Origin of the sequence: Xenorhabdus indica, assembly GCF_014467235.1 — a bacterium.
In the GTDB taxonomy this organism is placed as follows: Bacteria; Pseudomonadota; Gammaproteobacteria; order Enterobacterales; family Enterobacteriaceae; genus Xenorhabdus; species Xenorhabdus indica.
The window spans coordinates 110841-135730 of the sequence record NZ_NKHP01000006.1; the positions used below are offsets into that span (position 1 = coordinate 110841).

20 protein-coding genes are annotated in these 24890 nt (G+C 41.3%); 12 read left to right on the plus strand and 8 right to left on the minus strand.

Features of this window, described 5'->3' with window-relative positions:
* Positions 1-50: 50 nt before the first annotated feature.
* Both tal and mog read left to right on the plus strand, forming a co-directional pair.
* Positions 51-1004, plus strand: coding sequence for a transaldolase (tal, locus tag Xind_RS06855; RefSeq protein WP_047679130.1), 954 nt, complete (start codon positions 51-53; stop codon positions 1002-1004).
* 105 nt (positions 1005-1109) lie between these two features.
* A complete protein-coding gene (gene mog, locus Xind_RS06860) occupies positions 1110-1685 on the plus strand; it encodes a molybdopterin adenylyltransferase (RefSeq protein WP_047679128.1) in 576 nt (191 codons plus the stop codon).
* A gap of 136 nt (positions 1686-1821) precedes the next feature.
* Here mog and Xind_RS06865 read toward each other — a convergent pair whose 3' ends face one another.
* The 3 genes from Xind_RS06865 to Xind_RS06875 all read right to left on the minus strand — a co-directional run bounded on the left by Xind_RS06865 (position 1822) and on the right by Xind_RS06875 (position 5641).
* Positions 1822-3216 carry a glycoside hydrolase family 1 protein gene (locus Xind_RS06865; RefSeq protein ID WP_187649753.1) on the minus strand — a complete coding sequence of 465 codons (1395 nt, stop codon included), beginning with the start codon at positions 3214-3216 and terminating at the stop codon, positions 1822-1824.
* 37 nt (positions 3217-3253) lie between these two features.
* The gene (locus Xind_RS06870; protein ID WP_187649721.1) at positions 3254-4669 is read right to left on the minus strand and encodes a PTS transporter subunit EIIC; all 1416 of its coding nucleotides are present in this window, start codon (positions 4667-4669) and stop codon (positions 3254-3256) included.
* A gap of 330 nt (positions 4670-4999) precedes the next feature.
* Positions 5000-5641 carry an ArsR/SmtB family transcription factor gene (locus tag Xind_RS06875; protein ID WP_047679126.1) on the minus strand — a complete coding sequence of 214 codons (642 nt, stop codon included), beginning with the start codon at positions 5639-5641 and terminating at the stop codon, positions 5000-5002.
* 192 nt (positions 5642-5833) lie between these two features.
* Here Xind_RS06875 and Xind_RS06880 point away from each other — a divergent pair, with 192 nt between their 5' ends.
* Complete coding sequence (locus Xind_RS06880; protein WP_047679124.1) at positions 5834-6331, plus strand: DUF2938 domain-containing protein; 498 nt, start codon at positions 5834-5836, stop codon at positions 6329-6331.
* A 337-nt stretch (positions 6332-6668) separates the two neighbouring features.
* On the opposite strand, the gene Xind_RS06885 is transcribed toward Xind_RS06880, so the two are convergent.
* Entirely contained in the window at positions 6669-8102 is a 1434-nt protein-coding gene (locus Xind_RS06885) for an NAD(P)/FAD-dependent oxidoreductase (protein ID WP_047679122.1), read from the minus strand.
* 368 nt (positions 8103-8470) lie between these two features.
* Between Xind_RS06885 and Xind_RS06890 the strand changes: the two genes are divergently transcribed.
* Positions 8471-9526: a DUF4942 domain-containing protein gene (locus Xind_RS06890; RefSeq protein WP_187649722.1), complete on the plus strand. Its 1056-nt coding sequence runs from the start codon at positions 8471-8473 to the stop codon at positions 9524-9526.
* A 130-nt stretch (positions 9527-9656) separates the two neighbouring features.
* Here the strand turns inward: Xind_RS06890 and Xind_RS06895 are convergent, their stop codons facing one another.
* The 4 genes from Xind_RS06895 to trxA form a co-directional block, all read right to left on the minus strand.
* Positions 9657-10883: an MFS transporter gene (locus Xind_RS06895; RefSeq protein WP_231571323.1), complete on the minus strand. Its 1227-nt coding sequence runs from the start codon at positions 10881-10883 to the stop codon at positions 9657-9659.
* Entirely contained in the window at positions 10876-12312 is a 1437-nt protein-coding gene (locus Xind_RS06900) for an MFS transporter (protein ID WP_187649723.1), read from the minus strand. The genes Xind_RS06895 and Xind_RS06900 overlap by 8 nt, the downstream gene beginning before the upstream one ends.
* Before the next feature lie 474 nt (positions 12313-12786).
* Positions 12787-13737, minus strand: coding sequence for a thioredoxin-disulfide reductase (gene trxB / locus Xind_RS06905; protein ID WP_187649724.1), 951 nt, complete (start codon positions 13735-13737; stop codon positions 12787-12789).
* 100 nt (positions 13738-13837) lie between these two features.
* Positions 13838-14158, minus strand: coding sequence for a thioredoxin (gene trxA, locus Xind_RS06910; RefSeq protein ID WP_047679118.1), 321 nt, complete (start codon positions 14156-14158; stop codon positions 13838-13840).
* A 557-nt stretch (positions 14159-14715) separates the two neighbouring features.
* Between trxA and Xind_RS06915 the strand changes: the two genes are divergently transcribed.
* The 8 genes from Xind_RS06915 to Xind_RS06950 all read left to right on the plus strand — a co-directional run bounded on the left by Xind_RS06915 (position 14716) and on the right by Xind_RS06950 (position 24823).
* Positions 14716-15072, plus strand: a complete 357-nt coding sequence (locus Xind_RS06915; protein WP_047679116.1) for a carboxymuconolactone decarboxylase family protein — start codon at positions 14716-14718, stop codon at positions 15070-15072.
* Between the two features lie 821 nt (positions 15073-15893).
* Complete coding sequence (locus Xind_RS06920; protein ID WP_187649725.1) at positions 15894-19295, plus strand: non-ribosomal peptide synthetase; 3402 nt, start codon at positions 15894-15896, stop codon at positions 19293-19295.
* The gene (locus Xind_RS06925; protein WP_187649726.1) at positions 19292-20941 is read left to right on the plus strand and encodes a GMC family oxidoreductase; all 1650 of its coding nucleotides are present in this window, start codon (positions 19292-19294) and stop codon (positions 20939-20941) included. The genes Xind_RS06920 and Xind_RS06925 overlap by 4 nt, the downstream gene beginning before the upstream one ends.
* On the plus strand, positions 20931-21656 hold the full coding sequence (locus tag Xind_RS06930) for a thioesterase II family protein (RefSeq protein WP_187649727.1): 726 nt from the start codon (positions 20931-20933) through the stop codon (positions 21654-21656). Before Xind_RS06925 ends, Xind_RS06930 begins: the two co-directional genes overlap by 11 nt.
* Before the next feature lie 24 nt (positions 21657-21680).
* The gene (locus Xind_RS06935; protein WP_047679107.1) at positions 21681-22817 is read left to right on the plus strand and encodes an acyl-CoA dehydrogenase family protein; all 1137 of its coding nucleotides are present in this window, start codon (positions 21681-21683) and stop codon (positions 22815-22817) included.
* Between the two features lie 63 nt (positions 22818-22880).
* Positions 22881-23348 carry a group II truncated hemoglobin gene (locus Xind_RS06940; protein ID WP_047679105.1) on the plus strand — a complete coding sequence of 156 codons (468 nt, stop codon included), beginning with the start codon at positions 22881-22883 and terminating at the stop codon, positions 23346-23348.
* Between the two features lie 34 nt (positions 23349-23382).
* Entirely contained in the window at positions 23383-24225 is an 843-nt protein-coding gene (locus Xind_RS06945; protein WP_047679104.1) for a metallophosphoesterase family protein, read from the plus strand.
* Complete coding sequence (locus tag Xind_RS06950; RefSeq protein WP_231571321.1) at positions 24212-24823, plus strand: flavoprotein; 612 nt, start codon at positions 24212-24214, stop codon at positions 24821-24823. The genes Xind_RS06945 and Xind_RS06950 overlap by 14 nt, the downstream gene beginning before the upstream one ends.
* The last annotated feature ends 67 nt before the right edge of the window (positions 24824-24890 follow it).

Consider the following 24890-nt stretch of genomic DNA (forward strand, 5'->3'; position numbering starts at 1 on the left):
GGCGAGGCAACTGTGCCAAAGATTTTACGTATAACGATGAGATATTAACCATGACCGATAAACTGACTTCCCTGCGTAAACTGACAACAGTAGTAGCAGATACCGGGGATATCGCTGCAATGAAATTGTATCAGCCGCAAGATGCAACAACTAATCCTTCCCTGATTTTGAATGCTGCACAGATCCCTGAATACCGTCAACTGATTGATGAAGCCATTGAATGGGCTCGTCGTCAGAGCAATTCCCGTGAGCAACAAATTATTGATGCCGGCGATAAATTGGCAGTTAACATCGGTCTGGAAATTTTGAAACTGATACCTGGCCGCATTTCCACTGAAGTTGATGCCCGCCTCTCTTATGACACCGAAGCCAGTGTTGCGAAAGCAAAACGTCTGATCAAACTGTACAACGAAGCGGGTATCAGCAATGACCGCATCCTGATCAAACTGGCTTCCACCTGGCAAGGTATCCGTGCTGCTGAGCAACTGGAAAAAGAAGGTATCAACTGTAACCTGACTCTGCTGTTCTCTTTTGCACAAGCGCGGGCCTGTGCAGAAGCGGGCGTTTACCTGATCTCTCCATTTGTTGGCCGTATCCTTGACTGGTACAAAGCGAATGGCGATAAAAAAGAGTTCGCGCCACACGAAGATCCGGGCGTCATTTCTGTTTCTGAAATTTACCAGTACTACAAAGAACATGGTTACAACACGGTTGTTATGGGAGCAAGCTTCCGTAATTCCGGCGAAATTCTGGAACTGGCTGGCTGTGACCGCCTGACTATTTCTCCTGCATTGCTGAAAGAGCTCTCTGAAACAAAAGGCGAAGTTGAATGCAAACTGGGCTATGAGGGAGAAATTAAGCCTCGTCCAGCCCCAATGACTGAAGCTGAGTTCTACTGGGAACACCATCAGGATGCGATGGCAACCGAGAAACTGGCAGAAGGTATTCGTAAATTCGCTATTGATCAGGGCAAACTTGAGAGCATGATCGCTGATTTGCTGTAATTCTGAACAACCCACTATTTTTTATTCTATAAAGGCGACATAATAATGTCGCCTTTTTCACTATTTTTTGTTGTTTTTATTTTTTTACTGTTAATTGAGGTTCGTATGAATGTATTACGCATTGGCCTCGTATCTGTTTCTGATCGTGCTTCAAGCGGTATTTATCAGGACAAGGGTCTGCCTGCATTGGAAGAATGGCTAGGGAAAGCAGTAACCACTCCTTTCAGTATCGAAGCCCGACTGATCCCCGATGAGCAAATCCTGATTGAGCAGACCCTGTGTGAATTAGTCGATGAATTAGGCTGCCATCTGGTGCTGACTACCGGGGGAACAGGCCCTGCCCGTCGTGATGTGACACCAGATGCAACATTGGCAATTGCTGATCGTGAAATGCCCGGATTTGGCGAGCAGATGCGTCAAATCAGTTTGCAATTTGTGCCAACCGCGATTTTATCTCGTCAGGTCGGTGTGATCCGCAACCAGGCATTAATCCTTAATCTGCCCGGACAACCAAAAGCAATTGCAGAAACGCTGGAAGGGTTGAAAGATAACAACGGCAAAGTCTTAGTGCCGGGCATTTTTGCCAGTGTGCCCTATTGTATTCAACTGTTGGATGGCCCTTACATCGAAACTGATGAAACCGTTGTGGCCGCTTTCAGACCCAAAAGTGCCCGCCGTTAACCCCTGGTTTCCTGTGTTCAGTGGCTGATTTCCGTCCATCAGCATTCGGTGATTAATGCACCGTTGTCAGAAAGCACACATTAAAAAGGTTCTGGATAAAATCAGAACCTTTGAGAAAAAAGTTTGTTCCAGTAGCTCAGGTCAGACTGCCACCACGAGTTTCAATAACCTGCTTGTACCAATAGAAGCTTTTCTTACGGCGTCGTTCCAGTGTTCCTGTTCCCTGTTCATTCTGATCAACATAGATGTACCCGTACCGCTTGGAAATTTCGCCCTTTGAGGCACTGACCAGATCAATCGCTCCCCAGCTTGTATATCCCATAACTTCCACCCCATCTTCAATTGCTTCCCTGACCTGCACAAGGTGGTCATTAAGATAATCAATGCGATAATTATCCTGAATACTGCCATCAGCTTCCACGGTATCTTTGGCTCCCAGACCATTCTCAACAATAAACAGTGGCTTCTGATAACGATCCCACAATAAATTGAGTAAGATACGCAAACCGACCGGATCTATCTGCCACCCCCACTCTGAACTGGATAGATGTGGGTTCGGGATCGTGCTCAGGATATTACCCTGTTTTTTCTGATATTCAGATTCATCCCCTGATGCACAGCTACTCATGTAATAACTGAATGAGATGAAATCAACCGTAGCTTGCATTTCCTGTTTATCTTGTTCAGTTATCGTTACCTCAATGCCATTTTCGCGGAAATAGCGCAGCATATAGCCGGGATAAGCACCACGACACTGTACGTCACCAAAAAACAGCCATTTCTGATTTTGCCGAAGAGTTGTCAGTACATCATCCGGTTTACACGTCAATGGATACATCAGGTCACCCAATAACATATTGCCAACTTTGGCATCAGGGATTATCTGATGGCACAGTTTCACCGCACGGGCACTGGCTACTAATTGGTGGTGGATGGCCTGATAGATCTCTGATTGTGTGCTGTTTTTAGGTAATCCGACTCCTGTTAGTGGTTCATATAGTGACATATTGATTTCATTGAACGTCAGCCACAACTTCACTTTTTTCCGATAACGGGTGAAAACGGTACGGGCATAGTGCTCAAAAAAATCGATCAGCTTGCGATTGCCCCACCCACCGTATTTTTTGACCAGTGCCCACGGCATTTCATAGTGGGACAACGTGATCAATGGCTTAATCCCATATTTCGCCATTTCATCGAATAACTTGTCATAGAATGCCAGCCCTGCTTCGTTAGGCTGCGTTTCGTCACCTTGAGGAAAAATCCGGCTCCATGCAATGGACGTCCGCAAACAGGTAAAACCCATTTCAGCAAACAGTGCAATATCTTCGGGATAACGATGATAAAAATCGATAGCAATATCTTTCAGATACTGTGTGTTATCACTCTCTCGCTCAGTGACAGGTCCCATAATACCCTGCGGTTGAACATCGGATGTTGAAAGTCCTTTTCCATCGGTTAAGTAAGCCCCTTCAATCTGATTGGCAGCAACTGCACCACCCCATAGAAAATGTGTTGGAAACGGTTTCATGCGGATCTCCTCTTTGGACATGTGATGAATAACGATGTTAGTGGCATCTTTCATCCTTATTTTCTTTTGTGGAGAGTTTGGTTGAGGCAGGAAGCCCGAACAACCATGTCAATAAAGTTGAAATGACAAAAGCCAGCACAGTACCAATAAGCGCACCCCATACCGTATTATTGATACCCGTTGGTGGAATAAGCTGAGTAAGGGTAAGAATATTAACCAACCCCAATGAATAGGCAGCACTTTGGTAATAACCAACCACTGAACTGCCCATCGCTCCAGCAATACAGCCAAAAATAAATGGGCGTCGATAAGGCAGGGTCACACCATAAACCGCAGGCTCAGTAATACCAAATATCCCGGTGGTTACAGCCGAGCCAGATAACATTTTCAATTTAGCATCGCGGGTACGCAGAAACACACCAAAGGCCGCTCCTGTTTGTCCTATCACTGCGGGGAGTATCAAAGGCATTAACGTATCGTAGCCAACAGTAGATAAATTATTGATTAAAATAGGAATAAATCCCCAGTGCAGACCAAAAATAACACAAATTTGCCATACTCCTCCCGTAATCATCCCTGCCAATACCGGAGCGAATCCATAAGCACTTTGGTAACCTTGCGCCAGCAACTGGCTTAACCAAGTCGCCGTTGGTCCAATGACAAGAAATGTAAGAGGGACAATTAACATAAGGCAAACAAGGGGGGTAATGAAGTTCTTGATTGCAGCAGGAAGATGAGCATCTAATACCTTTTCAACCTTACAGCTTGCCCAAGAGGCCAGAATAATCGGGATCACTGAAGAACTGTAGTTCAGGAAGGAGAGTGGAATACCCATGAAATACTCAGTTGTACCACCAGCTACCGTCGATGTTTGAAAGGCAGAGATGATCATGGGATGAACTAATGCACCACCAATACCCATCGAAATAAAGGGATTACCACCGAATTTCTTACCTGCTGTATAACCGAGCACCAATGGAAAAAAGTAGAACAGAGAATCACTGGCAGCATACCAAACATGATATGTCCCACTGTCGGGAGACATCCATTTCAGAGTAACAGTAACTGCAAGCAATCCTTTTAAAATACCCGCTGCCGCCATAATACCCAAAAATGGGCTGAAAACACTGGAAACTATATCAATGAAATGGTTAAAAAGGCTGTCTTTCTTATTAGCTGAGTCTGTTGTGGCTTCTATCTTATCAGGAGGAGTTAGCACTTGTTGAATTGCCTGATAAACATCACGCACTTCATTACCAATGACTACCTGAAACTGCCCCCCACTTTCAATCACTGTCATAACTTCTGACTGAGCTTTTAGCTTACCGATATCAGTAAATGCACTATCCCGCAGTTTAAATCGCAGCCGGGTTGCACAGTGGACTAGACTGATAATATTCTCTTGCCCACCGACATCCGCAATAATTTCCTGAGCTAATAGTTGGTACTTCATGCTATTTCCCCATTTTTGCCATTAGATAGACTGGGAAGTGCAAAACGGTGAATTTTATTCAGGCAAAAAAAACTGACAATCCTCCCTTGCATACCATGCGGGAAATTATTGTCAGATGTCATATCCTAAAGATTTTCAAGTGACGCAGCCGAAAAAAAACTGCAACTTGAACGACAACAGGCATACTTCCTGTTACCACTAAAAGCAGTAATAATTCACTTTCTGATATTAGTTACTTTTAGTTATCACTCAAATTTCGAATAATAAAAGTGTGACTGTGATCGCGAAGCTCTATTAATAGAGACTCATTAATCAATGATATTGAGCAGTCTAAGATCCAACTTCGACTCCCATCCCTGCTTCTGTCCAGCCTGAAAAGCCTTTTTTAAAACGGCTGGCACGAATACCTTTAGCACGCAATAGTTCAAGGGCATTGGCAGAAAGAACACAATAAGGCCCACGGCAATAGGCGATAATATCCTGACGGGAAGGCAGCTCATCCAGCCTGTTTTCCAGTTCATCAACAGGGATATTGATAGCATTGGGTAAATGACCTTGCTCAAATTCCTCTTTAGGTCTGACATCCAGCAAAAATGTGCTTTTTTCCTTGATTCTCTCCAACAGCTCATCCCATGAAATCGCTTCCTGATTATTCGTATCATCAATTAATCTGCGCATTTCTGCCCGGTTAAATTCGGCATATCTCTGGATGGCTGTAACGATATCCATAATCGGCCCTTCCCCCAGGCGATAAAACACATTTTTGCCGACTTTACGGGATCGAAGCAGCCCCGCACGTTTCAAATGTTGAAGATGCTGTGAAGTATTGGCAATGGACAGACCGGAAAGCTCCGATAGGTTTTCCACGGATTGTTCCGTATCAATCAGACATTCAATCAATATTAGCCGATGAATATTTCCCAACACTTTAGCGATTTCTGCTATCTCAACGAGAATTTGTTTATCAAACATTGACTTTATACTTCCGTCATCATTAAACTCAATAAATTAATTGATTATGATATTATCAGACTTTTTCTATCATTTCGAGTACTTGCTGATTGATTGGCCATTAGGGGATACCCTATGGATTTCAAGATGCAGCTAACCAAACTGCAACTCGAAAGACGATGGGTATAACCAGAATTTGGAGATTAAAAACTGATGAGTGAAGGACTGGTGTTTATTGCTTATTCTGCATTGATTGGTGGTGGCGCAACAGTTGTCATGGATCTTTGGGCTGTTTTTATAAAACGTTATTTCGACATTCCCTCATTAAACTACAGTATGGTGGGACGCTGGATTGGACACATACCCAAAGGAAAATTTATTCATGTAAGTATATTACAGGCTGAACCTGTAAAAGGTGAGGGTGGAATTGGTTGGTTCTTTCACTATCTTATTGGCATCATTTTTGCTGGTATTCTATTACTGATTTGGGGATTAGAGTGGGCAAAAAACCCAACTTTTCTGCCAGCATTAATTATAAGTTTAGTTACGTTAGTTGCTCCTTTTTTTATTATGCAGCCTTGCATGGGAATGGGGATAGCCGCATCCAAAACTCCCGCACCTAATACATTAAGGCTAAGGAGTTTAATGGCACATACCTCTTATGGCATTGGTCTGTATTTAGCTGCGCTTTTTTTAACATTATTTTCTTGATGTTATTTTTTTAGGAGGTATTTATATCAAACTGAATAAATTGTGAATTACAGCACGTAAATAATGTCTAAGCTTTCAGATCAAGCCATAGTAGGCTATTAAGTGACATTATACTGTTTTTATTAAAAAATATTCCAGTTACAATCTGAACCTGGAACTGCGGAATATTTATTTTTAGCAGGGTTAACTTTATCATGGATATAAATAAAATTAACCCCCTTCCTGTCTCAACATATTAAATTGGGATTTTTTAGGGATCCCCAATATTTATCAAATATATTCAATCAAAAAATTAACACTCTGTAAAAGTACTCAACGACAAGGTTATAGATTTTATTTATGACCATGCATCATAATATTTCAACAACCGTTCTTTTATCTTATCGTTGTAATAAGAGAAAGCGATAACCTCCGGGGGCGGTGTAAAATTAGGATGAAGAGAGTGAATGAAACTTTCGTAACGCTGTAACAACCCTTCTTGAATTATAGGTGTCCAATTTGGCTTGATATCCCAGAGACATTCATACCCGACACCAAGCATTTGTGAAGTAGTTTCTTTGGCTGTCACGTCACGGGAAAGCCCAGCTAACGGCGCACGTATTGGAGTGAAATAACTAAGATCGATATCCATATTTGCATTCCCATAAATAGCATTGGCAACATAATCAGCTAACAAGGGAGATTGATGTAAACCATCCCGATACGTTCCAGTCACCAACCAAAGTCCATTCATTCCACATTCACCAATAAGAGGAAATCCATCAGCCGATATTGGTCTATTTCCCACTTGAATCGAGATGATTTCAGAAGAATATAAATTTATATTGAGTTGTTCTACAGCACAATCAAGTAAGAATTGAACATCCGATACAGTTGCTTGAGTTCGGGGATCGTTTTTTAGAATATTAGTTGCACCAATATATAGAATACCGTCATTTCTTGGCACACAATGCAATCCACATGCAAAAGCACGATTTGGTGTGCGAATTACGGACTGTGGTAGTTCCACCCCTTCTGGCAGCTTAAGTAATATGGAAACACCGTTACCTGAAAATAATGGCGGGATTCGTTTTGTGATATCTGGCATGTCAGTAAGGATATCTAACGAGTAAACACCCGCAGCTATAATGACTTTATTAGCTGAAATTGTTTTTCCATCTTCAAGCTCAACACCGGTAACTCTTCCATTTTCCGATAAAACGCGCTTAGCATTTTTCGAAATAAGTGTTCCTCCTTCGGCCAAAAATGCAGAATCTAATATTTTGAGTAGTAAATGAGAATTCACGGCGTGTTCATCGGGAATATAAAGACTCATTAACGGTCGGACAAGTTCGTTAGGTTTTAGCCAAGTGATTTGTTTAGGGGAAATCTTTTCATATGGTTCATGATAAGATATTAGCATCTTCTCGATTGCATCATAATTAGCACTATCGATCTCATCAGTTCCAGCGGTGTTAAGAATAACATGTGTACCTTGTGCAGTAAAAAGTGATTGATGATTACCAGATGAAACAGCAAGTCTTTTAGCCCATTGCGGCCACCTTTTCTTGGCATTGAAATCCATACTGACTTTCAATTTTCCGTGCTGACTTGCAACTAAACCTGTCGTTACCTCACCGAAGCAACCATTCATCGCTCCTGCTGCATTAGAGGCTGCATTACTTCTATCAAGACTACCAATACGACAAACTGTATACTTTCTGCTGGCTAATTCGTAGGCAATTGAACTGGAGATTGCACCTGAGCCTACAACGATTACATCGTATTTCATGGTATTGCTCCTTTTTAAATTTCCCATTTAAGGGTTTGAAAAAGCTAATTATTTATGTGTTTCGTATGGCAATAGAAATGACTTATTTTTTGATAATCATCTCTATAGATCTATTATAAATAAAACATTAAATTTATAAATTGAATAATATATTTATATCAACTTATGTCAACTTGATATTTTATATATGTATGCTGTATCAAATTATCATAAGACACTAAAATTAAATAAATAATTATAAAATAAATTTTATACTTGTACGATTACATGAATAAAATATTCACATCAATATATAAAACCATTCAATATATTCATTTAATATAATGAAAATTTATTCTTTCTTATACAATTAAAATCGAGGAAAATTTATGAGTAAAATTTTTTCGGGCAAAAACCTTAATAACGTCACCCAAAAACAAGGAGCCACTTTCAAGAGAGCTGTGGCTCACAGTTTTTCGCGCTTAGATAGACGTTTCAGGGCACATGATGGATGGTTATTAGGAGATAAGATTTACATAGAAAATCTTTACGAAGATAAAAATGAGGAAAAAATTTCATCTGATATTATAGAGATGCTAGAGGATGTTGAAATAATCTTTTCACTTCTAGACGATAAGAATCTATCCGAAAAGAATCAATTCAGTATTATCGATACTTTAATTAATGCGGGAACCAATGAGCCAGATAAAAAGAAGCCAATAGATTCGGCGTATTTTTCTGGATTTATTGATGAAAAAAAAGGGGGCAATCTTTGGTTCAAACGAGAAGTCTTGGTCAAAGAAGTTATCCATATTTTAGGTGATTACTATGGAGCAACAGATTTGAATGATACAGAAATAGATAAAAATCGAGGATTACATGAACCAACATTATCCCTTGCCACCCATTACGGTTTTTTCCCAACCCCAATCGAAGTTGCACATTGGATTATTACAAAGGCCGAACTGACTAACGAGCCAGAATTCCATCAACTAACAGTACTTGAACCGAGCGCAGGGCTAGGAAACCTTGCTAAGCTCGCTGTAGATGCTGGTTGTATTGTTGATTGCATTGAAGTGCATACTGAAAGATGTCTAGAACTGGAGAATACCCAACTTTTCCGGCACATTATAAATGCGGATTTTATCACGATCGAACCTAACCAAGAAAAGCTATATGATCGAATAATAATGAATCCGCCATTTGAAGGAGAGCGAGATATCGATCATGTGGTACATGCGTTGAAATTCCTCAAGAGCAACGGCTTACTTGTTTCTATTATGTCACCAGGTACTGAATTTCGTAATCAGAGGAAATCAAAAGAGTTTAGAGCTCTAATGAAAAGTTTGAATGCCAAGTGGATTGATCTTCCTGAGGATTCATTCGTCAGTGTCGGGTCGCACAGTAACACTATTCTTCTGAAAGTTTGGAAAGATGGTAGATAGTTACATCTGTTTAGTTTTTTAATTTTATGCAAGAAAAACCGAATTCTTTGATATCTAGCGCTGCATTGATGGATGCCAGCGCTATCACTTTAAATTATAAATATTCATTTATTGTCTAATATAAACTCACTTAAGGTAACCTCATTGAAAATCTAACATTACGCGGTGTAAGTGAAAGCAAAGCAAAGATAGCCAAAATTAAACCAATCCATAATGGCGATATTAATCCATATCCGGCACCAATACTTAATCCTCCAGCCCACGCAATAAATGCCAGCCCACTGTTAATGACCGAAACATGGACGCTATTGACCAAAGGTCCAGCATTTGCCACTCGCATTACACGTGTAATCATTGCCGGACTCATAGGAACTCCCACAAGACCAATCACTAAAAAGGCAATAATGCTTATATAGCGACTTTCTGGGAAAAGCGCGAATATCAATAACGATATAGCCAGTATGCTAATTCCGATGGTCATCACCAAGAAGGTATGCTGATCCGCAAAACGACCAGTAATCGAATTGCCAATGACATTCGCAACACCGTAAAGGCCGAGTAATATAGGTACAACAGCAGGCAATAACCCTGTAACTTCAGTTAAGATTACAGAAATATAGCTGAAAGCGGCATAAGATGCCCCGATAATAAGGGCACTTGTACCATAAGCCGCCCAGAGTTTTCCATTTCGGAATGATGCAAGTTGCTCACCAATACGGACATCCGAAGTATTACGAGAAACAGGCACCAGCCTCCACACAATCAAAGCGCAAATGATAGTGAATACAACAACCAACCAAAAACTCAAACGCCAGCCCAGATGCTGATCGATCACAGTTGCTGCGGGTACACCTAAAACGGTTGCCAACATCATACCACTGAGAACAATTGATGAAGCTCTTCCCCGCATTTCAGTTTTGACGACTTCACCACAGACGGCTAAAGAGATGCCTATACAAGCAGAGCCTGCAACACCAGTGATAACACGGGCAATAGCCATAGCCTGATAACTTCCGGCAGTTGCAGCGATCACACCTCCAACACTATAGATTGCCAATAACCAAAGTAGAGCCTGTTTGTTAGGAACCCGTATCGTGACAAATAATGCGGTTAATATCGGCCCACCAACCACCATGCCAATAGCGTAGAGTGAAATCAGGTAGCCAATATCTGCGACAGTGACGCCAAACACACCAGTTAACGATGGCATCATGCCAACAACCATAAACTCAGAGGTGGTCAGTATGAATATCGTCAGTCCGAGCAAATAGATGGAGATAGGGATATCACGCGGTTTTTGTGAAGCTATTCCCGATGAAGTATTGGGGTTTACCCTTTCTGATTGCATTTTATTCATGGCCAGGCTCTCCTAATTCAACAGTATTTCGATTTGTAAATAGAGTCGCCAACAGTGCAGCAATGACATAAATAACAGCAGCCGTTCCGAACGCCCATACATAACCAACAATAACTTCGACTTGTGTTGCGGCCACAGCCATTAGTGCTGAGAGGCCTATGGTTGGGCCAAGTTCCATGGCAGTATTCATGACTCCACCAGCCAGGCCCGCATGATGTTGTGGAACATTCATAGTGGAAAGTACGGCAGAACCAGAAAAAACCAGTGAAATACCTACTGCTACAAGAATCAAACTGGGCAATAATCCCATAAAGTAAGTGGTATTTTTGTCAAGACTAACTAACAATCCAAATCCTACCGCAGCGATGAGTAACCCTAAGTTTGTCAACCGTACTGCACCTATGCGACTAACTAAATGTGTTGTCATTTGTCCAGTTACGATAAGAGCAACAGCAAATGGCAAGAATGCAGCCGCTGTCATAAGTGGTGTCCATCCTAGCTCTCGCTGCAAGTAGAGGGATAAAACAAAATTGATAACACCTGATCCTGCCGCAGCGAGAAACATACCGAACAATCCGATGAATCGAGAACGTTCGAAAATAAATCCGGGAGGAAGAAGTGGCTCACGAACGAAACGTTCGATCACTGCAAAGGCAATTAACAAACTGAGGCCTGTCAGCAGCGGGAGTAGCACAACTGATGATGTCCACGAGTGATCACCCGTTAATATCAAACCATAACTGCTTAAGGAAATACCGAAAGTAGCGAATATCGCACCAACCAGATCTAATTTCGACCTATGATGAATCTTGTCCATGTCTGCCGGAAGTAAGCCACGAGTGCTGACCAAGCCTATGAGTGAAACAAGGACAGGAACAGCGAACATCCATCGCCAAGAAATCCACGTTGTTGCTATACCGGAAATAATAAATCCCAGAACAGCCCCCAAAACAGAAACACCTCCCCATATAGTCATTGCCCGGGCAAAAGCCCCATGCTCTGGGAACAAAGTACGCAATACAGCCATTGCAGCAGGTGCTGTCAAGGCCCCACCTACTCCTTGAGCAAAACGCATAGCAACAAGCACTTCGAAAGAGGGGGCAAAGCCAGCTATAACAGAAGATATACCAAAGATGAGTAAGCCAACAGCAAACATTCTTCGTCCCTGAAACCTGTCTGCCAACTGTCCACCAAAAAGTAGCAGGCCACTGAATGGAAGCCCGTAGGCGGCAAGAACTAAAAGCAAATCAGCAGATGTAAGATTGAATTCTATTGCTATTTTTGGCAGCGGTACTGTGATGAGTGCGATGGTAAAGATCAGCGTGGATTGAACGATCGCTAAGATCGTAAATGCCAGACGTTGAGCATGTTGGAACGACTCTTTCTGTGGCTTTTCATTGTCTTTAGCGAATATATTGCTAGATGGCATTATATAATCTCCTGCTCGATATGATATATCAAGAGTACATTTAAATATCATTCAATTTAATAATTGAATAACATAATAATGTGAATTCAAATCTTCGTCAACATACAAAAATCCTTTATCATCTATATACCTTTTCATAATAGTGAGAATATCAGCATGCGGTGTTCCTTACCCCGCGTGACACGCAGGGTAAGGAATACTCCTATCATTTTGAAAAGCTATTTAGTTTAAGAATCAATAAAACATATATTGATAGCAATAATGAGGCTAATTAATATTAATTATATTAGATTATATCGCCATGAAATGATTAACCCGATAGCAAGGCAACGGCTTCGGACAGCGGCAAGAAAGAAATAACACATTATTATTTAATAGCATTATAGAGATGCCAGTTCCTGTTTTACGTTTTTTTGCAATCGCTATTTTATATTAACTTCAACCCTGTTTAAGAAGAACTGAAGTTAAAAAACATCATAGGCAGTTAAGCTGCAACCATTTTTCAGCATCAAGAGCCGCCATACACCCTGAACCTGCGGATGTTATTGCCTGACGATATTTATTATCAGCAACATCTCCTGCTGCAAATACGCCTGAGATTGATGTCATTGTTTCAAGGTGATGACTCTTACCATTCACAACAATATATCCATCATTCAGTTCTAATTTATTCTGCAAAAATTTTGTGTTAGGAGTATGACCAATAGCCATAAAACAACCACCTATTGGAAGATCACATAATATGTCATCAATTTTATTTATTAAGGCAAGTCCCTTGAATTGACCCTGATACTCTATATACCCTTTTACCTCTGTATTCCAGAGAATATCAATCTTACCTTGCTTGACCTTAGCCATTAGCCTGTCCTGTAAGATTTTTTCAGCTTTTAGCTGATCGCGTCTGTGAATGAGAAAAACCCGCCTTGCTATATTAGAAAGATACAATGCCTCTTCGACGGCGGTATTACCGCCACCTATTACCGCCACATCCTGGCCTTTAAAGAAAAAACCATCGCAAGTCGCACAGGCAGAAAGCCCCTGACCATATAATTTATTTTCACCAGGTAGATTCAAATAACGCGCTGTTGAACCTGTTGCAATAATAATACTTTCTGCCTGGTATTCGTTTTTCTCCCCTGAAACTAAGAAAGGCCTAGCATCAAAATCAATTGAAACTATATGGTCATGAATTATTTCTGAAATAAATTCTTTTGCGTGATTATCCATTCTTAGCATCAATTCAGGGCCTGTTGTTCCCCTCGGCTCTCCCGGCCAGTTTTCAACATCAGAGGTATTCATTAGTTGCCCTCCCACTTCCAAGCCGGAGACAACAATAGGAGAAAGACCCGCCCTAGCCGCATATATCGCCGCTGTATACCCAGCAGGACCAGTTCCTATAATGAGTACTTTCGTATAAAAAGACATTAAATGCTCCTTGGGTTACCAGTTAACAGCATAATGATAATATTGGCTTAGGCATTAGAGGAGACAGGCTCCTTACACCGCAAATATCATCCAACCTGAACTACAAATTCTGAGAAACCATATCCTTAAATTGTGATAACGAAGCGACCCCAATAAGAGAATCAACAGGCAACCCATCTTTATACACTAACGTTGTTGGTATGCTGCGAATACCATATTTCATAGCAATATCATAGGCTTCATCAATATTAACTTCTGCGAAAGTGGCACTCGCTTTCATGTCGTTTGATAACTGGCTAAATGTTGGTGCAACTGCACGACACGGCCCGCACCACGGTGCCCAAAATCTGACAACGCAGATCCCTTTAGTATTGACTACACTATCAAAATTCTTTTCAGTTAATTCAATTAATGTATTCATATTGAATCCTTAGTTATGCGCAAGGTAATGACTAACTTAACTTATCTAACACAATATTCAATTATTATATTGAATATATAAAAACAATCAACCGTTCTTTTCCTATCAAAGAACAAGATTTTTTATTGATTAATAACAATTAGTTATAAAAACCAAAACAAATTACATCCAAAAATGCTAAGAACGCCAGACAGATGCAATAGCTAAAATGTTTAACCCCTGAATGACCTTTGATCAGTAGTAAACAATCACTAATAGGGTATTTTCATATGTTTATTATCCAAAACACAAGTCAGAAATAATTAACAATATGTTGATAAATAATGTTTTTTATTCTCACACCCATACATTTTAGGTTTCCGAAGAGTAGCCATTGATATAATATAAATCTTAAATAGAATAATTGAATATTGTAGTAAAATAGTGAGTATCAGCCCCAATAAAAAGCATCCATACCCAACAGATTTCGAATTGCTTCATAGCTGTATGGGATCACTACCAACTAAAAAGGCAATTGGAAAATGAAGGGGATAGGTACAAGATTAAGGATAGAAAACATGAGTAAGATACAAACTGTGAATGAACAAATTCATACTTTTTCTGATGCCATCTGCACTATGGCTCAAGCTTCATCTGATGTCGCCTCTGCCTTTGAGAAACTTTACACAACAACATTAATTGATGGAAAAATAAGCCATAAAATTAAAGAGTTAATTGCAATAGCAATCGCAATAACCTCAGGCTCTGAGGAATCACTTAGAAACCACATTCGTTCAGGTATAGCAAGTGGATTAACGCGAGAAGAGCTCGTTGAGGGAATTAACGTAGCAATATTGATGAAAGGTGAAAATGCTTTTATTTATAGTGCAAAAGCATTAACTCTGTATGACATTGAGAAAAGCAGTGAACGCTAAAAATCAATATTATCTATTGAGCCCTCCTATCCATTATGAAACAAGCCCCGTTGAAAACAATGGGGTTTGTCAGTGATTAAAATAATTTAAAATCTAATTTAAGTAGAACTATCACACCATTCCCTTACTTATAATCTTCCCGTGGTGTTTTGCAATATATCCTACAGGTATAGAAAAGAATACAGAATTCAAATATATTAAGTTATTAGTTATTAAAATTCATCTAACGTTAGCACAAAAAATCCAGGCAGATCATGTCCACTATCCCAATAATGATTAAATAGCTGCATCGTCAGGATTTCAGACATAAGAAATCGATGAGCGTTCCTCATAAATTCATTCAATATCGAAAGGCAGACGTAATTTATTACTTTTGATCAATATGAACCTTTAAAAACGTTCCTTTAATCTGTTATCTTGAATATTTTTCGTGATTCATATCACGAATTAAATATATTTTAACATATCGTGCAACGTCTTTATATCAAATCAGATAGGTATTTAGAGATCCCCATTTTTTATATAAAAAATTATTAACCTTATATCATAATTTGATAACACAGAGTGTTATCAAAATGTTTTTTTTGTGTAAAAATGAATCGAAAAATAAAATTTAACACCTTACCAGAATTAATTAAAACTCAAAAAAACATTATTTTTCATAAAGTTAAAAATAATAAATTATAATAGTAAATTTTATTTATATTTCAAGAAAAAACAAATACAAGCGGGTTCTTCATTAAAAAGCTTGACTGCATTATCAGCAATTCTTTATTACAAAAATAAAAATTTACTTATTAATCAAACACAGGGGATAATGCATGCAAAACTTTCTCAAGGCATTACAAGAATCCGGATTAAAAATCTCTATTTCTTCTGAATTATTTAAATCAGAAAATAAAAATTCAGAAATCAAGTTATCTCAACTGAAAAGACAGATCAGTGGAATGCTTCGAAATAGGTTACCTTTAAACATTACCACTCCCATAACTCTACAAAAAGATATTATTGAAGAAAAATATTTCCCATTAACAGATATTCAATATGCTTATTTAATTGGACGTAATCCTGGATTAGAATTAGGAGGATTAACTAGCTGTTTATATAAAGAGTTAGATATTAAATCATTAGATATCAATTCATTAAATTGTGCATTTAATAAAATCATTGTATATCACCCTATGTTGAGGGCAACATTGTCTTTAGACGGACAACAACAGATCTTACCTACTCCATTGAATTACACCATTCCTATTCAGGATATTAGCGAATACACTACATCAGAAAAAAAACAAATACTGTCAAGTATTCGCCAGGAAATGGAAAAACAATTATTACCTCTTGATAAAACACCTACATTCGATATACGTGCAACAATAATTAATGACGATATGACTCGTTTACATATTTATTTTGACCTTATGTTTGTGGATCTGCATAGCACCCACTTGATATTACGTGATTGGTGGCATGTTTACCAAGGTCATGAGTTACCAACATTCACCACTAATATGAATTTCCACACTTATATAAACTCAGAGCGTTACCTGCAAGGGGAATCACAAGGGCTACGTGACAAAGATTATTGGGAAAAACAGTTGGATGTTCTACCACAACCGCCAGAGCTACCATTGAAAACAATTCCTGAATTAATCTCTTCCCCTTTGATCAAACGTTACAGGCGGAAAATCACGACTGAAACATTACAAGCTCTCAGGCAAAAAGCAGAATTACGTCAATTAACTCTGGAAACCGTGTTTCTCGGCATGTATGCAGAAGTCCTGCGCCAATGGTCCAAACACCAAATTTTTACACTAACTATTACCCAATTTGGGCGGCGACCCTATTTTGATGGCATTGAAAATGTTGTCGGTAATTTTATTCACCCCATGTTGCTTGGAATACAGGGAACAAGAGAAGAAAGCCTCAATGATCGTTTAATACAGATCCAAACTGATTTGATGATGAATCGCTGGCATTCTTCTTACAATGGTGTCCAAGTTCTTAGAGAGCTGACCCGCCGAAAGCATCACAACCGAGCAGCAACAGCTCCCATAGTATTCAGCAATACTCTGACAGCCAATTTAGATGATGTAGTGACAGAGATCGGCTGGGAGAATGCTATCCATACTTACAGCAGTAATCAAACGCCACAAATCTGGTTAGAGAACCAACTGGTTCGTGTTGATGGTTTTGTTCAAATTAACTGGAACACTATCTATGAATTGTTCCCTGATGGAATGGTAGAAGCCATGCTGGATGCTTATCTGACACTAATTGAGACTTGTGCAGAAGATGATGCTTTATGGGATAAAAATACATCATTGGTGAAGTTACCCGCGTCAGATATGACAGAACGGGAAAACGCTAATGCAACAGCTACAACATTCGATATCAAATTGCTACATGAAATAGTTTTGCAGGCAGCCGCAAAATTTCCTGATGAAGTCGCCCTTATTCAGGGAGAAAAACAAATTACTTATGCAGAAATGGTTAACAAAGCCGGTTCAATAACCCAACAACTTCAGGCTGCTACCCAAATTCATCCCAATGACATTGTCGCTGTCTCCTTACCACAAGGCCCTGAGTTGGTAATCGGATTGCTCGCTGTTCTTATGTCAGGTGCTGCCTACGTAGCCATCGATCCCCAACTCCCTGCTGAACGTCGAATGAATTTGATTAATCGTTGTTCAGCCAAAGGCATTATCACTGCTAGCACAGCATTTGACCATAATGAGTTTTCGGGTCTGCCCCGGATTAATCTGGACAAGTGTCCTATGGACAACTCAATGGATATCGCACATTGGTCTTCTATACCTTCAGTACAGGGACCAGATGATCTGGCATATGTTATTTTTACTTCCGGTTCAACCGGAGAACCGAAAGGTGTCATGGCCTCCCACCGTAATGCAGCAAATACTGTGTTTGATATAAATCACAAATTCCACGTTACAGAAAAAGATGCCGTATTATCTGTTGCACCTGCGGGGTTCGACTTGTCTGTTTATGATTATTTCGGACTACTGGGAGTAGGCGGAAAAGTTATTTTTTCCATCCCAGAGACAGCCAATGATCCGAAAGTCTGGCTGGAAATACTCATCAAACATCAGATTACTATCTGGGATAGCGTTCCTGCCCCCATGAAAATATTGGTAGACAGAAACGGCTCTGCACTTGCCGAAAGCAAATTAAGGCTCATCCTCATGAGCGGAGACTGGATACCTGTTGATCTGCCTGGGCGCATCCGGGAAACGTTGCCAAATGCGGCAATAATCAGCCTTGGTGGAGCTACCGAAGGCTCCATCTGGTCAATACATTATCCTATTGAGAAAATCGATCAAAACTGGAAAAGCATTCCTTATGGTAAGCCATTGGCAAACCAGACTTTTCATGTTTTAAATAGTTGGCTTCTTCCCTGCCCCAAATGGGTGACCGGAGAACTCTACATTGGTGGCGTTGGCGTAACCCACGGTTATTTGGGCGACGCAGAAAAAACCTCACTTCGCTTTATTACTCATCCCATCACTGGTGAACGGCTGTACAAAACGGGAGATTTAGGACGATATATTGAAGATGGTCTGATAGAGATTTTAGGGCGTGAAGATAATCAGGTAAAAATCAATGGATATCGCATTGAATTAGGCGAAATTGAAGCCTGCCTCCTGAATCATGAAAATGTCAGCCATGTTGTCATTGACGCTCCGGTTCATGCCAAAACCGGACAACGACACATCGTTGCTTATGTTGTCCCTGAGAATACAGAAACATTAAATGCCCCGGACTATTTTCAGGAACAGTTGCGGAAAATTGCCCAAAAAACTTTGCCCTCTTATATGGTGCCTAATTACTATGTCGTATTGCCTCATATGCCATTAACCAGTAATGGAAAAATTGATCGTAAGGCCCTGCCAATCCCTTGGTCTGGTAACGAAGAACACGCTGATGCTCCAGTCAAACCTGCCAATGAGACAGAAACAATCATCCTGAAACTCTGGCAGGCACAGCTCCAACATGATGATTTTGATGTCACCGATGGCTTTTTTGATATTGGTGGCGATTCACTGCATGCGGTTGGTTTACTTAGTGCACTGCGACAAGAATTTAACATTACACCCGCTGGCGAACAGGACATCATTGAAGGTCTGTTCATGAACGCTAATATCCAGTCTTTCTCCCGCATTATCAAAACAATTGTTCAATCTCAAACGGAGAATGACCTATGAGCAAGGCGTACGATTATATCGTGGTAGGAGGAGGTTCAGCAGGGTGTGTGGTGGCATCACGCCTGTCCGAAAATAGTACTAAGTCCGTACTGTTAATTGAAGCAGGTCACGAATCTGATGCACACAACCCTGCCAGCCCACTCAGGGATGCGTCAAGGCTCGTGCTGGAAGGGTATAACTGGGATTATGAAGCCAATGTACGCGACGGCGAGCGTTTCTCTGAACTTGTTCACTCTCTCGCTTCCCCCCAAAATGACAAACAACAGGATCGCAAGCATAAGAAACGTAATCCATTCAATTATCGGGCGGGAAAAGTACTTGGTGGTTCTTCCGCTGTCAACGGCGCCATCGCTCTGAGAGGATTTCCGAGCGATTTTGATCAATGGGCTCAAATGGGTTGCCCGAACTGGTCTTGGGAGCAAGTACTACCGTGGTTTAAGCATCTGGAGAATGATATCGATCGTATTGGTGATGATAACCACGGTTCGCAGGGACCCATGTGTCTGCGCAGGCCCTCAAACAGTGAGATCCACCCACTGGACATGGCATTTTCTCGTGCCTGCGAGCAGTCTGGTGTGCCTTATGTTGACGATCTCAATGTCGGTGAAGGGCCCGCAGTCGGCCCTGTGCCCGCGAATGTTATTCATGGAGCAGAAAGAGTCGATGTTTATCGTTCCTACCTTGAACCGTTCCTGAATAGAAAAAATCTGCATGTGATGACTGATGCACTCACCACACAGATAATTTTTAACGGCACTGTCGCTTCAGGGGTGAAGACTATTCAATCAGGGAAAGAACAGGTTCACCGGAGCAAGCAAATCGTACTTTGTGCCGGGGCAATTGGCTCAGCAACATTATTGCAGCGTTCAGGTGTCGGTGATCCAGAACATCTGAACACGTTAGATATCCCTGTTATTGCTCAAGTGCCAGCCGTTGGCAGAAATCTGACTGATCATGCATCAGTGGTACTTTGGGCACTTCCCAAAGCAGGTGTTTGTACAACCGGCCTGCCATGGCGGCAAATTGCTGCCCGTATCAGCAGTGGTCACGACGAAAAAGTCGATATACAAATCGGCTTACTGAACAACGTTGCCAGCAACACTGTACCGGGATTCAGAGACCGGGTGACTTATCCAATGTTGGTTGGGGCTTCTGTAATGTTAATGCGCCCGGAAATTCAAGGTCGGGTCTTCATCAGTTCCAAGACTCCGACAGTATTGCCCCAAATTGATCTTCCATTAGCCCGTACCCCATCAGATATTGCACGTCTTATCGGAGGGGTGCGTAAGATTTGGGAAATTTTACGTTCTCCAGAAGTGGATGCTTTCCTTGATGGAATACAATTTTGGTCTGACTCAATGATTTATAACGACACAATCATGAGCAGTGCAATAAAAAACCTTGTCAATCCGGGTTGGCATGCGTCCGGAACACTCAGAATGGGTATCTGTGGAGATCCTGATAGCGCCACACACGAAGATGGTCGGGTGCATGGCATTACTGGTGTCACAGTCGCTGATGCTTCCCTATTTCCCACCATTCCCTCCATGCCCACTAATCTGACAACCATCATGACCGCTGAACGCATTGTCAGTTTCCTTATAAAGAGAGAATCCACCGGTGACAGGAGGACAGATGGACACTAATTGCAGGCGGGTCATTTACGCCTTCCCACATGCGGGAGCAACAACAGCGATTTATCGCCCCTGGCTGAATGATCTCATGACAACCCAATCTGCGATCTTACAGCCTGTCGCGATACCCGGCCGTGGTCATTTGGCTAAAGAGCCTGCAATCCACGATCTCGATTTACTGATTAAGCGCTTATCATCAGATATCTGGGCCGACTTTCAGCAGAAAAAGGCCCAGGAAAATACCGAATGGATAACCTTTGGTCATAGTTTTGGTGGTGTGCTGAGTATCGCTGTGGGGCAAGAGATAATGAAAAACTATGGGACTTCTCCCCTGTTTGGTGTGGTATCCAGCTCTGTTCCACCTCACCTCCAACTGAAAGATGAACGGCATAAATGGACTAATGAACAATTGATTCAGAAAACCAAAGAGGATCAAGGAACACCTGAAGCAATATTGAACGAACCTGCACTGATAAAACCAATCATTCGTCAATTACGTAGTGATTACCTGATCCGCAGCCAATTTTCTCAACTCGACAATATACAGGTGAATTACCCACTAATACTGATTTCCGCGACCCAAGACATTGATGTCACTTTGGAAGAGATGAAAGCCTGGAAAAACTACACCTCTAACGATATTTCACTCATCAATATTGAAGGGGATCATTTTGCTGTATACCGACACTGGAACACTATCAAGCAAATACTACTGAGCAATGAATGAACTGATAAAAAATCAGGAGTGAATATGCGTATTGAAGCTGATGATTTTAATAATTATAGGAAATTTTGTCGTGAATTTCTTGAGCGTGAAATCGTACCTGAACATCAGATATGGGAAGAAAACGGACTGGTCGAGCGCACTTTTTGGGAGAGATTTGGTCAGTCAGGTTTGTTAGGTATGAGTGTCAATCCTGAGTTTGGAGGACAGGGAAAAAGCGATTATCGGTTTGCGGTAATTCTGACAGAAGAGCTCATCAAAGCTGGTGTCACTGTACCGGGGATCGTTGCTCACAATGATATTGTTGCCAGCTATATTTTTGCTCTCGGTAATCAGGAACAGAAAAAAAGGTGGCTGCCGGAATTATGTAATGGAAAACGGGTTGCGGCTATCGCCATGACAGAACCAAGTGGTGGTTCCAACACCGCAGATATCAAAACCGTGGCTAAACGTCAGGGTGATTACTATCTGGTCAATGGCAGCAAAACTTATATCACCAATGGCATTAATGCAGATTTAATCATTGTAGCTGTAAAAACAGAACAAGGAAAACAGGGCCAAGGGATCAGCTTGCTGGCGATAGAACGGGATATGCCTGGGTTCTCCAGAGGTGAACCCTTAAAGAAAATTGGCTGGAATGGCAGCGATACGGCTGAACTTTTTTTCCATGACTGCAAAGTCTCCGTCACTAATCTGATCGGCCGTGAGAACCTCGGCAACTATTACTTCATGTCGGCAATGCCCCGCGAACGTCTCAGCATCTCAACCGTGGCAGTAGCCAGTGCAGAACATATATTGCAGAGCACACTGGAATATGTGAAAGAAAGGACAGCCTTCAATCAACCAATCGGTTCCTTTCAATATAACCGTTTTGTTCTCGCGCAATTAGATACCGAAGTAAAAATTGCTCGGACCTACCTTGATAACGCTGTTGCTCTCTTTAACCAAGGGCTTTTCAGTTTAGTGGACGCGGCCCGCATCAAATGGTGGACTACCGAACTTCAAATGAAAGTGGCTGATCGCTGCCTGCAATTACACGGCGGATTGGGTTATATGCGCGACTCTACTGTTGGCAAGAATTGGCTAAATAGCCGTGCCCAAACCATTTACGGAGGAACCAGTGAAGTGCTGCAAGAAATCATTAGTAAATCACTTGGGCTTTAAAACGCAGTGATATTCCTTTAGATAAATCAACATCATTAATATATTCATATGAGAGGTTATGTTATGGCAAATAATGAAATACCGACCCTATTTGAATGGATGGGAGGACGTGAGGCTCTCATGAAACTCATGACCCATTTTTACGCTAAGGTCGAAAAAGATGAGTTACTCGCCCCATTGTTCAAAAACATGAAATCCGATCACCCCGGTCATGTTGCCATGTGGCTGGAAGAAGTACTTGGTGGAGAAAAACGCTATTCCAATGAACGGGGCGGTTTTAAAGTCATGTTAAACCGTCACAGAGGCAGAAGCATTCAACCAGAACAAAGGAAAAGATGGGTAGAGCTACTGATGCAGTCTGCTGATGAAATCGGTTTACCCTCTGACCCTGAGTTTCGTGCGGCGTTTGCTAGTTATATCGAATGGGGTTCGCGCAGGGCAGAAGCCAATTCTCAACCCAATGCAGCTCCTTCACGTCGTGAAACTGTACCCAATTGGGGTTGGGGTGAAGCACCTCCGGGAACCCCCTGATTCTTTAGGAACCTTAGAATAGAGAGGTGAGTTCATGCTGTTGGCTATCAGCGATTTACATGTATCTTATGCTGCAAATAGAGCTATAGTTGAATCACTCAAGCCATCAACACCCGACGATTGGCTCCTGTTGGCTGGTGATATTGCGGAACAAGAATCAGACTTTATATGGGTCATTAGTCTGCTTACCCGACGGTTTGCCCAAGTGGTCTGGACACCAGGGAATCATGAACTTTGGTGCACACCAAGAGATAACTTGAAGTTACCTGGCGTACTGCGTTATCAACATCTGGTCAATATTTGCCAACAGCATAACGTACTCACCCCTGAAGATGGATTCGGTCATTACCGCATGGAGAATGGGAAGCCCCTTATCATTGCCCCTATTTTTACCTTGTACGATTATTCATTCAGAAATACTTGTGACTATACAGCAGATCAGGCCATAGAACGTGCTCGCCGTTGTGGTGTCATTAGTTCTGATGAATTCTTCCTGAAAACCTATCCCTATAAAAATATTATCGATTGGTGTCAGGAACGTCTTCAATACACCGAGAAACGTTTGAACACTATTCCAGATGGTGAAGATATTGTGCTTATAAACCATTTCCCCCTTATCCGTAAGCCACTCGAATCTTTAAGAAATACAGAATTTTCCATTTGGTGTGGTAGTGAAAAAACCCATCAATGGACATCAAGAAAAGGCGTTCGCATGGTGGTATACGGGCACCTGCATATACCTAATATCGAATATGTTCAAGATGTTATGCACTTAGAAGTCTCTTTGGGATATCCACGGGAATGGCGGAGAAATGGAAGAGATTCTTACTTGGTTCAACTAGACGAGTTGCTGAAATCCACTAATGAGTATCGCTAACTATTCTGACAATAAGGTTAATTTACCGATGAAAGATGATGAAACAATCCCACAGACAAAGCCTCGAATTTTGATTGGAGCAACAGGGTCAATCGATATCTCTCTCCTTCCAAGATATCTTTTGGCCATTAAAGCAACTATTGATTGTACATTAACAATATTGATGACAAACAGCGCCACTACCTTTTTACCCGCAGAAACTGTCGCCCTTTATGCTGATCGCGTGATCAGCGGAGAAAAACCTCAGGATTGGCCAACAGATAAACCTTCACGCATTGTGGCTGATCACGACATAATGGCCATTTTACCTGCAACTGCAAATACTATGGCAGCCGTCGCGCATGGTACTGCACCTAACCGTTTAACAACCGTGATTTTGGCCGCCACGTTTCCGGTACTGTTTTTCCCTGTTATGGGAAGCGCAATGTGGGAGAAAAAAGCCACCCGCCGCAATATTGCTCAATTACAAGAAGATGGTTATTTCGTGATTGACCCCGTCTGGCACGAGAATTTTGACGCCTCACTGCAACGTATGGTGGGACACCCTTCCTTGCCGGATATTGAAACTGTCATTGGACTACTGAAGAAGTTTCTGTAACTGTTCCACGTCCTATTGAGGGCTATCACAAAAAGCCCGGCAGATTTCAAGTTGCCAATCTAATACT

What these genes read in the sequence shown, in the direction of transcription:
- tal (WP_047679130.1), top strand. Translation starts at nt 51, where the DNA reads ATGACCGATAAACTGACTTCCCTGCGTAAACTGACAACAGTAGTAGCA.
- mog (WP_047679128.1), top strand. Translation starts at nt 1,110, where the DNA reads ATGAATGTATTACGCATTGGCCTCGTATCTGTTTCTGATCGTGCTTCA.
- Xind_RS06865 (WP_187649753.1), bottom strand. Translation starts at nt 3,216, where the DNA reads ATGAAACCGTTTCCAACACATTTTCTATGGGGTGGTGCAGTTGCTGCC.
- Xind_RS06870 (WP_187649721.1), bottom strand. Translation starts at nt 4,669, where the DNA reads ATGAAGTACCAACTATTAGCTCAGGAAATTATTGCGGATGTCGGTGGG.
- Xind_RS06875 (WP_047679126.1), bottom strand. Translation starts at nt 5,641, where the DNA reads ATGTTTGATAAACAAATTCTCGTTGAGATAGCAGAAATCGCTAAAGTG.
- Xind_RS06880 (WP_047679124.1), top strand. Translation starts at nt 5,834, where the DNA reads ATGAGTGAAGGACTGGTGTTTATTGCTTATTCTGCATTGATTGGTGGT.
- Xind_RS06885 (WP_047679122.1), bottom strand. Translation starts at nt 8,102, where the DNA reads ATGAAATACGATGTAATCGTTGTAGGCTCAGGTGCAATCTCCAGTTCA.
- Xind_RS06890 (WP_187649722.1), top strand. Translation starts at nt 8,471, where the DNA reads ATGAGTAAAATTTTTTCGGGCAAAAACCTTAATAACGTCACCCAAAAA.
- Xind_RS06895 (WP_231571323.1), bottom strand. Translation starts at nt 10,883, where the DNA reads ATGAATAAAATGCAATCAGAAAGGGTAAACCCCAATACTTCATCGGGA.
- Xind_RS06900 (WP_187649723.1), bottom strand. Translation starts at nt 12,312, where the DNA reads ATGCCATCTAGCAATATATTCGCTAAAGACAATGAAAAGCCACAGAAA.
- trxB (WP_187649724.1), bottom strand. Translation starts at nt 13,737, where the DNA reads ATGTCTTTTTATACGAAAGTACTCATTATAGGAACTGGTCCTGCTGGG.
- trxA (WP_047679118.1), bottom strand. Translation starts at nt 14,158, where the DNA reads ATGAATACATTAATTGAATTAACTGAAAAGAATTTTGATAGTGTAGTC.
- Xind_RS06915 (WP_047679116.1), top strand. Translation starts at nt 14,716, where the DNA reads ATGAGTAAGATACAAACTGTGAATGAACAAATTCATACTTTTTCTGAT.
- Xind_RS06920 (WP_187649725.1), top strand. Translation starts at nt 15,894, where the DNA reads ATGCAAAACTTTCTCAAGGCATTACAAGAATCCGGATTAAAAATCTCT.
- Xind_RS06925 (WP_187649726.1), top strand. Translation starts at nt 19,292, where the DNA reads ATGAGCAAGGCGTACGATTATATCGTGGTAGGAGGAGGTTCAGCAGGG.
- Xind_RS06930 (WP_187649727.1), top strand. Translation starts at nt 20,931, where the DNA reads ATGGACACTAATTGCAGGCGGGTCATTTACGCCTTCCCACATGCGGGA.
- Xind_RS06935 (WP_047679107.1), top strand. Translation starts at nt 21,681, where the DNA reads ATGCGTATTGAAGCTGATGATTTTAATAATTATAGGAAATTTTGTCGT.
- Xind_RS06940 (WP_047679105.1), top strand. Translation starts at nt 22,881, where the DNA reads ATGGCAAATAATGAAATACCGACCCTATTTGAATGGATGGGAGGACGT.
- Xind_RS06945 (WP_047679104.1), top strand. Translation starts at nt 23,383, where the DNA reads ATGCTGTTGGCTATCAGCGATTTACATGTATCTTATGCTGCAAATAGA.
- Xind_RS06950 (WP_231571321.1), top strand. Translation starts at nt 24,212, where the DNA reads ATGAGTATCGCTAACTATTCTGACAATAAGGTTAATTTACCGATGAAA.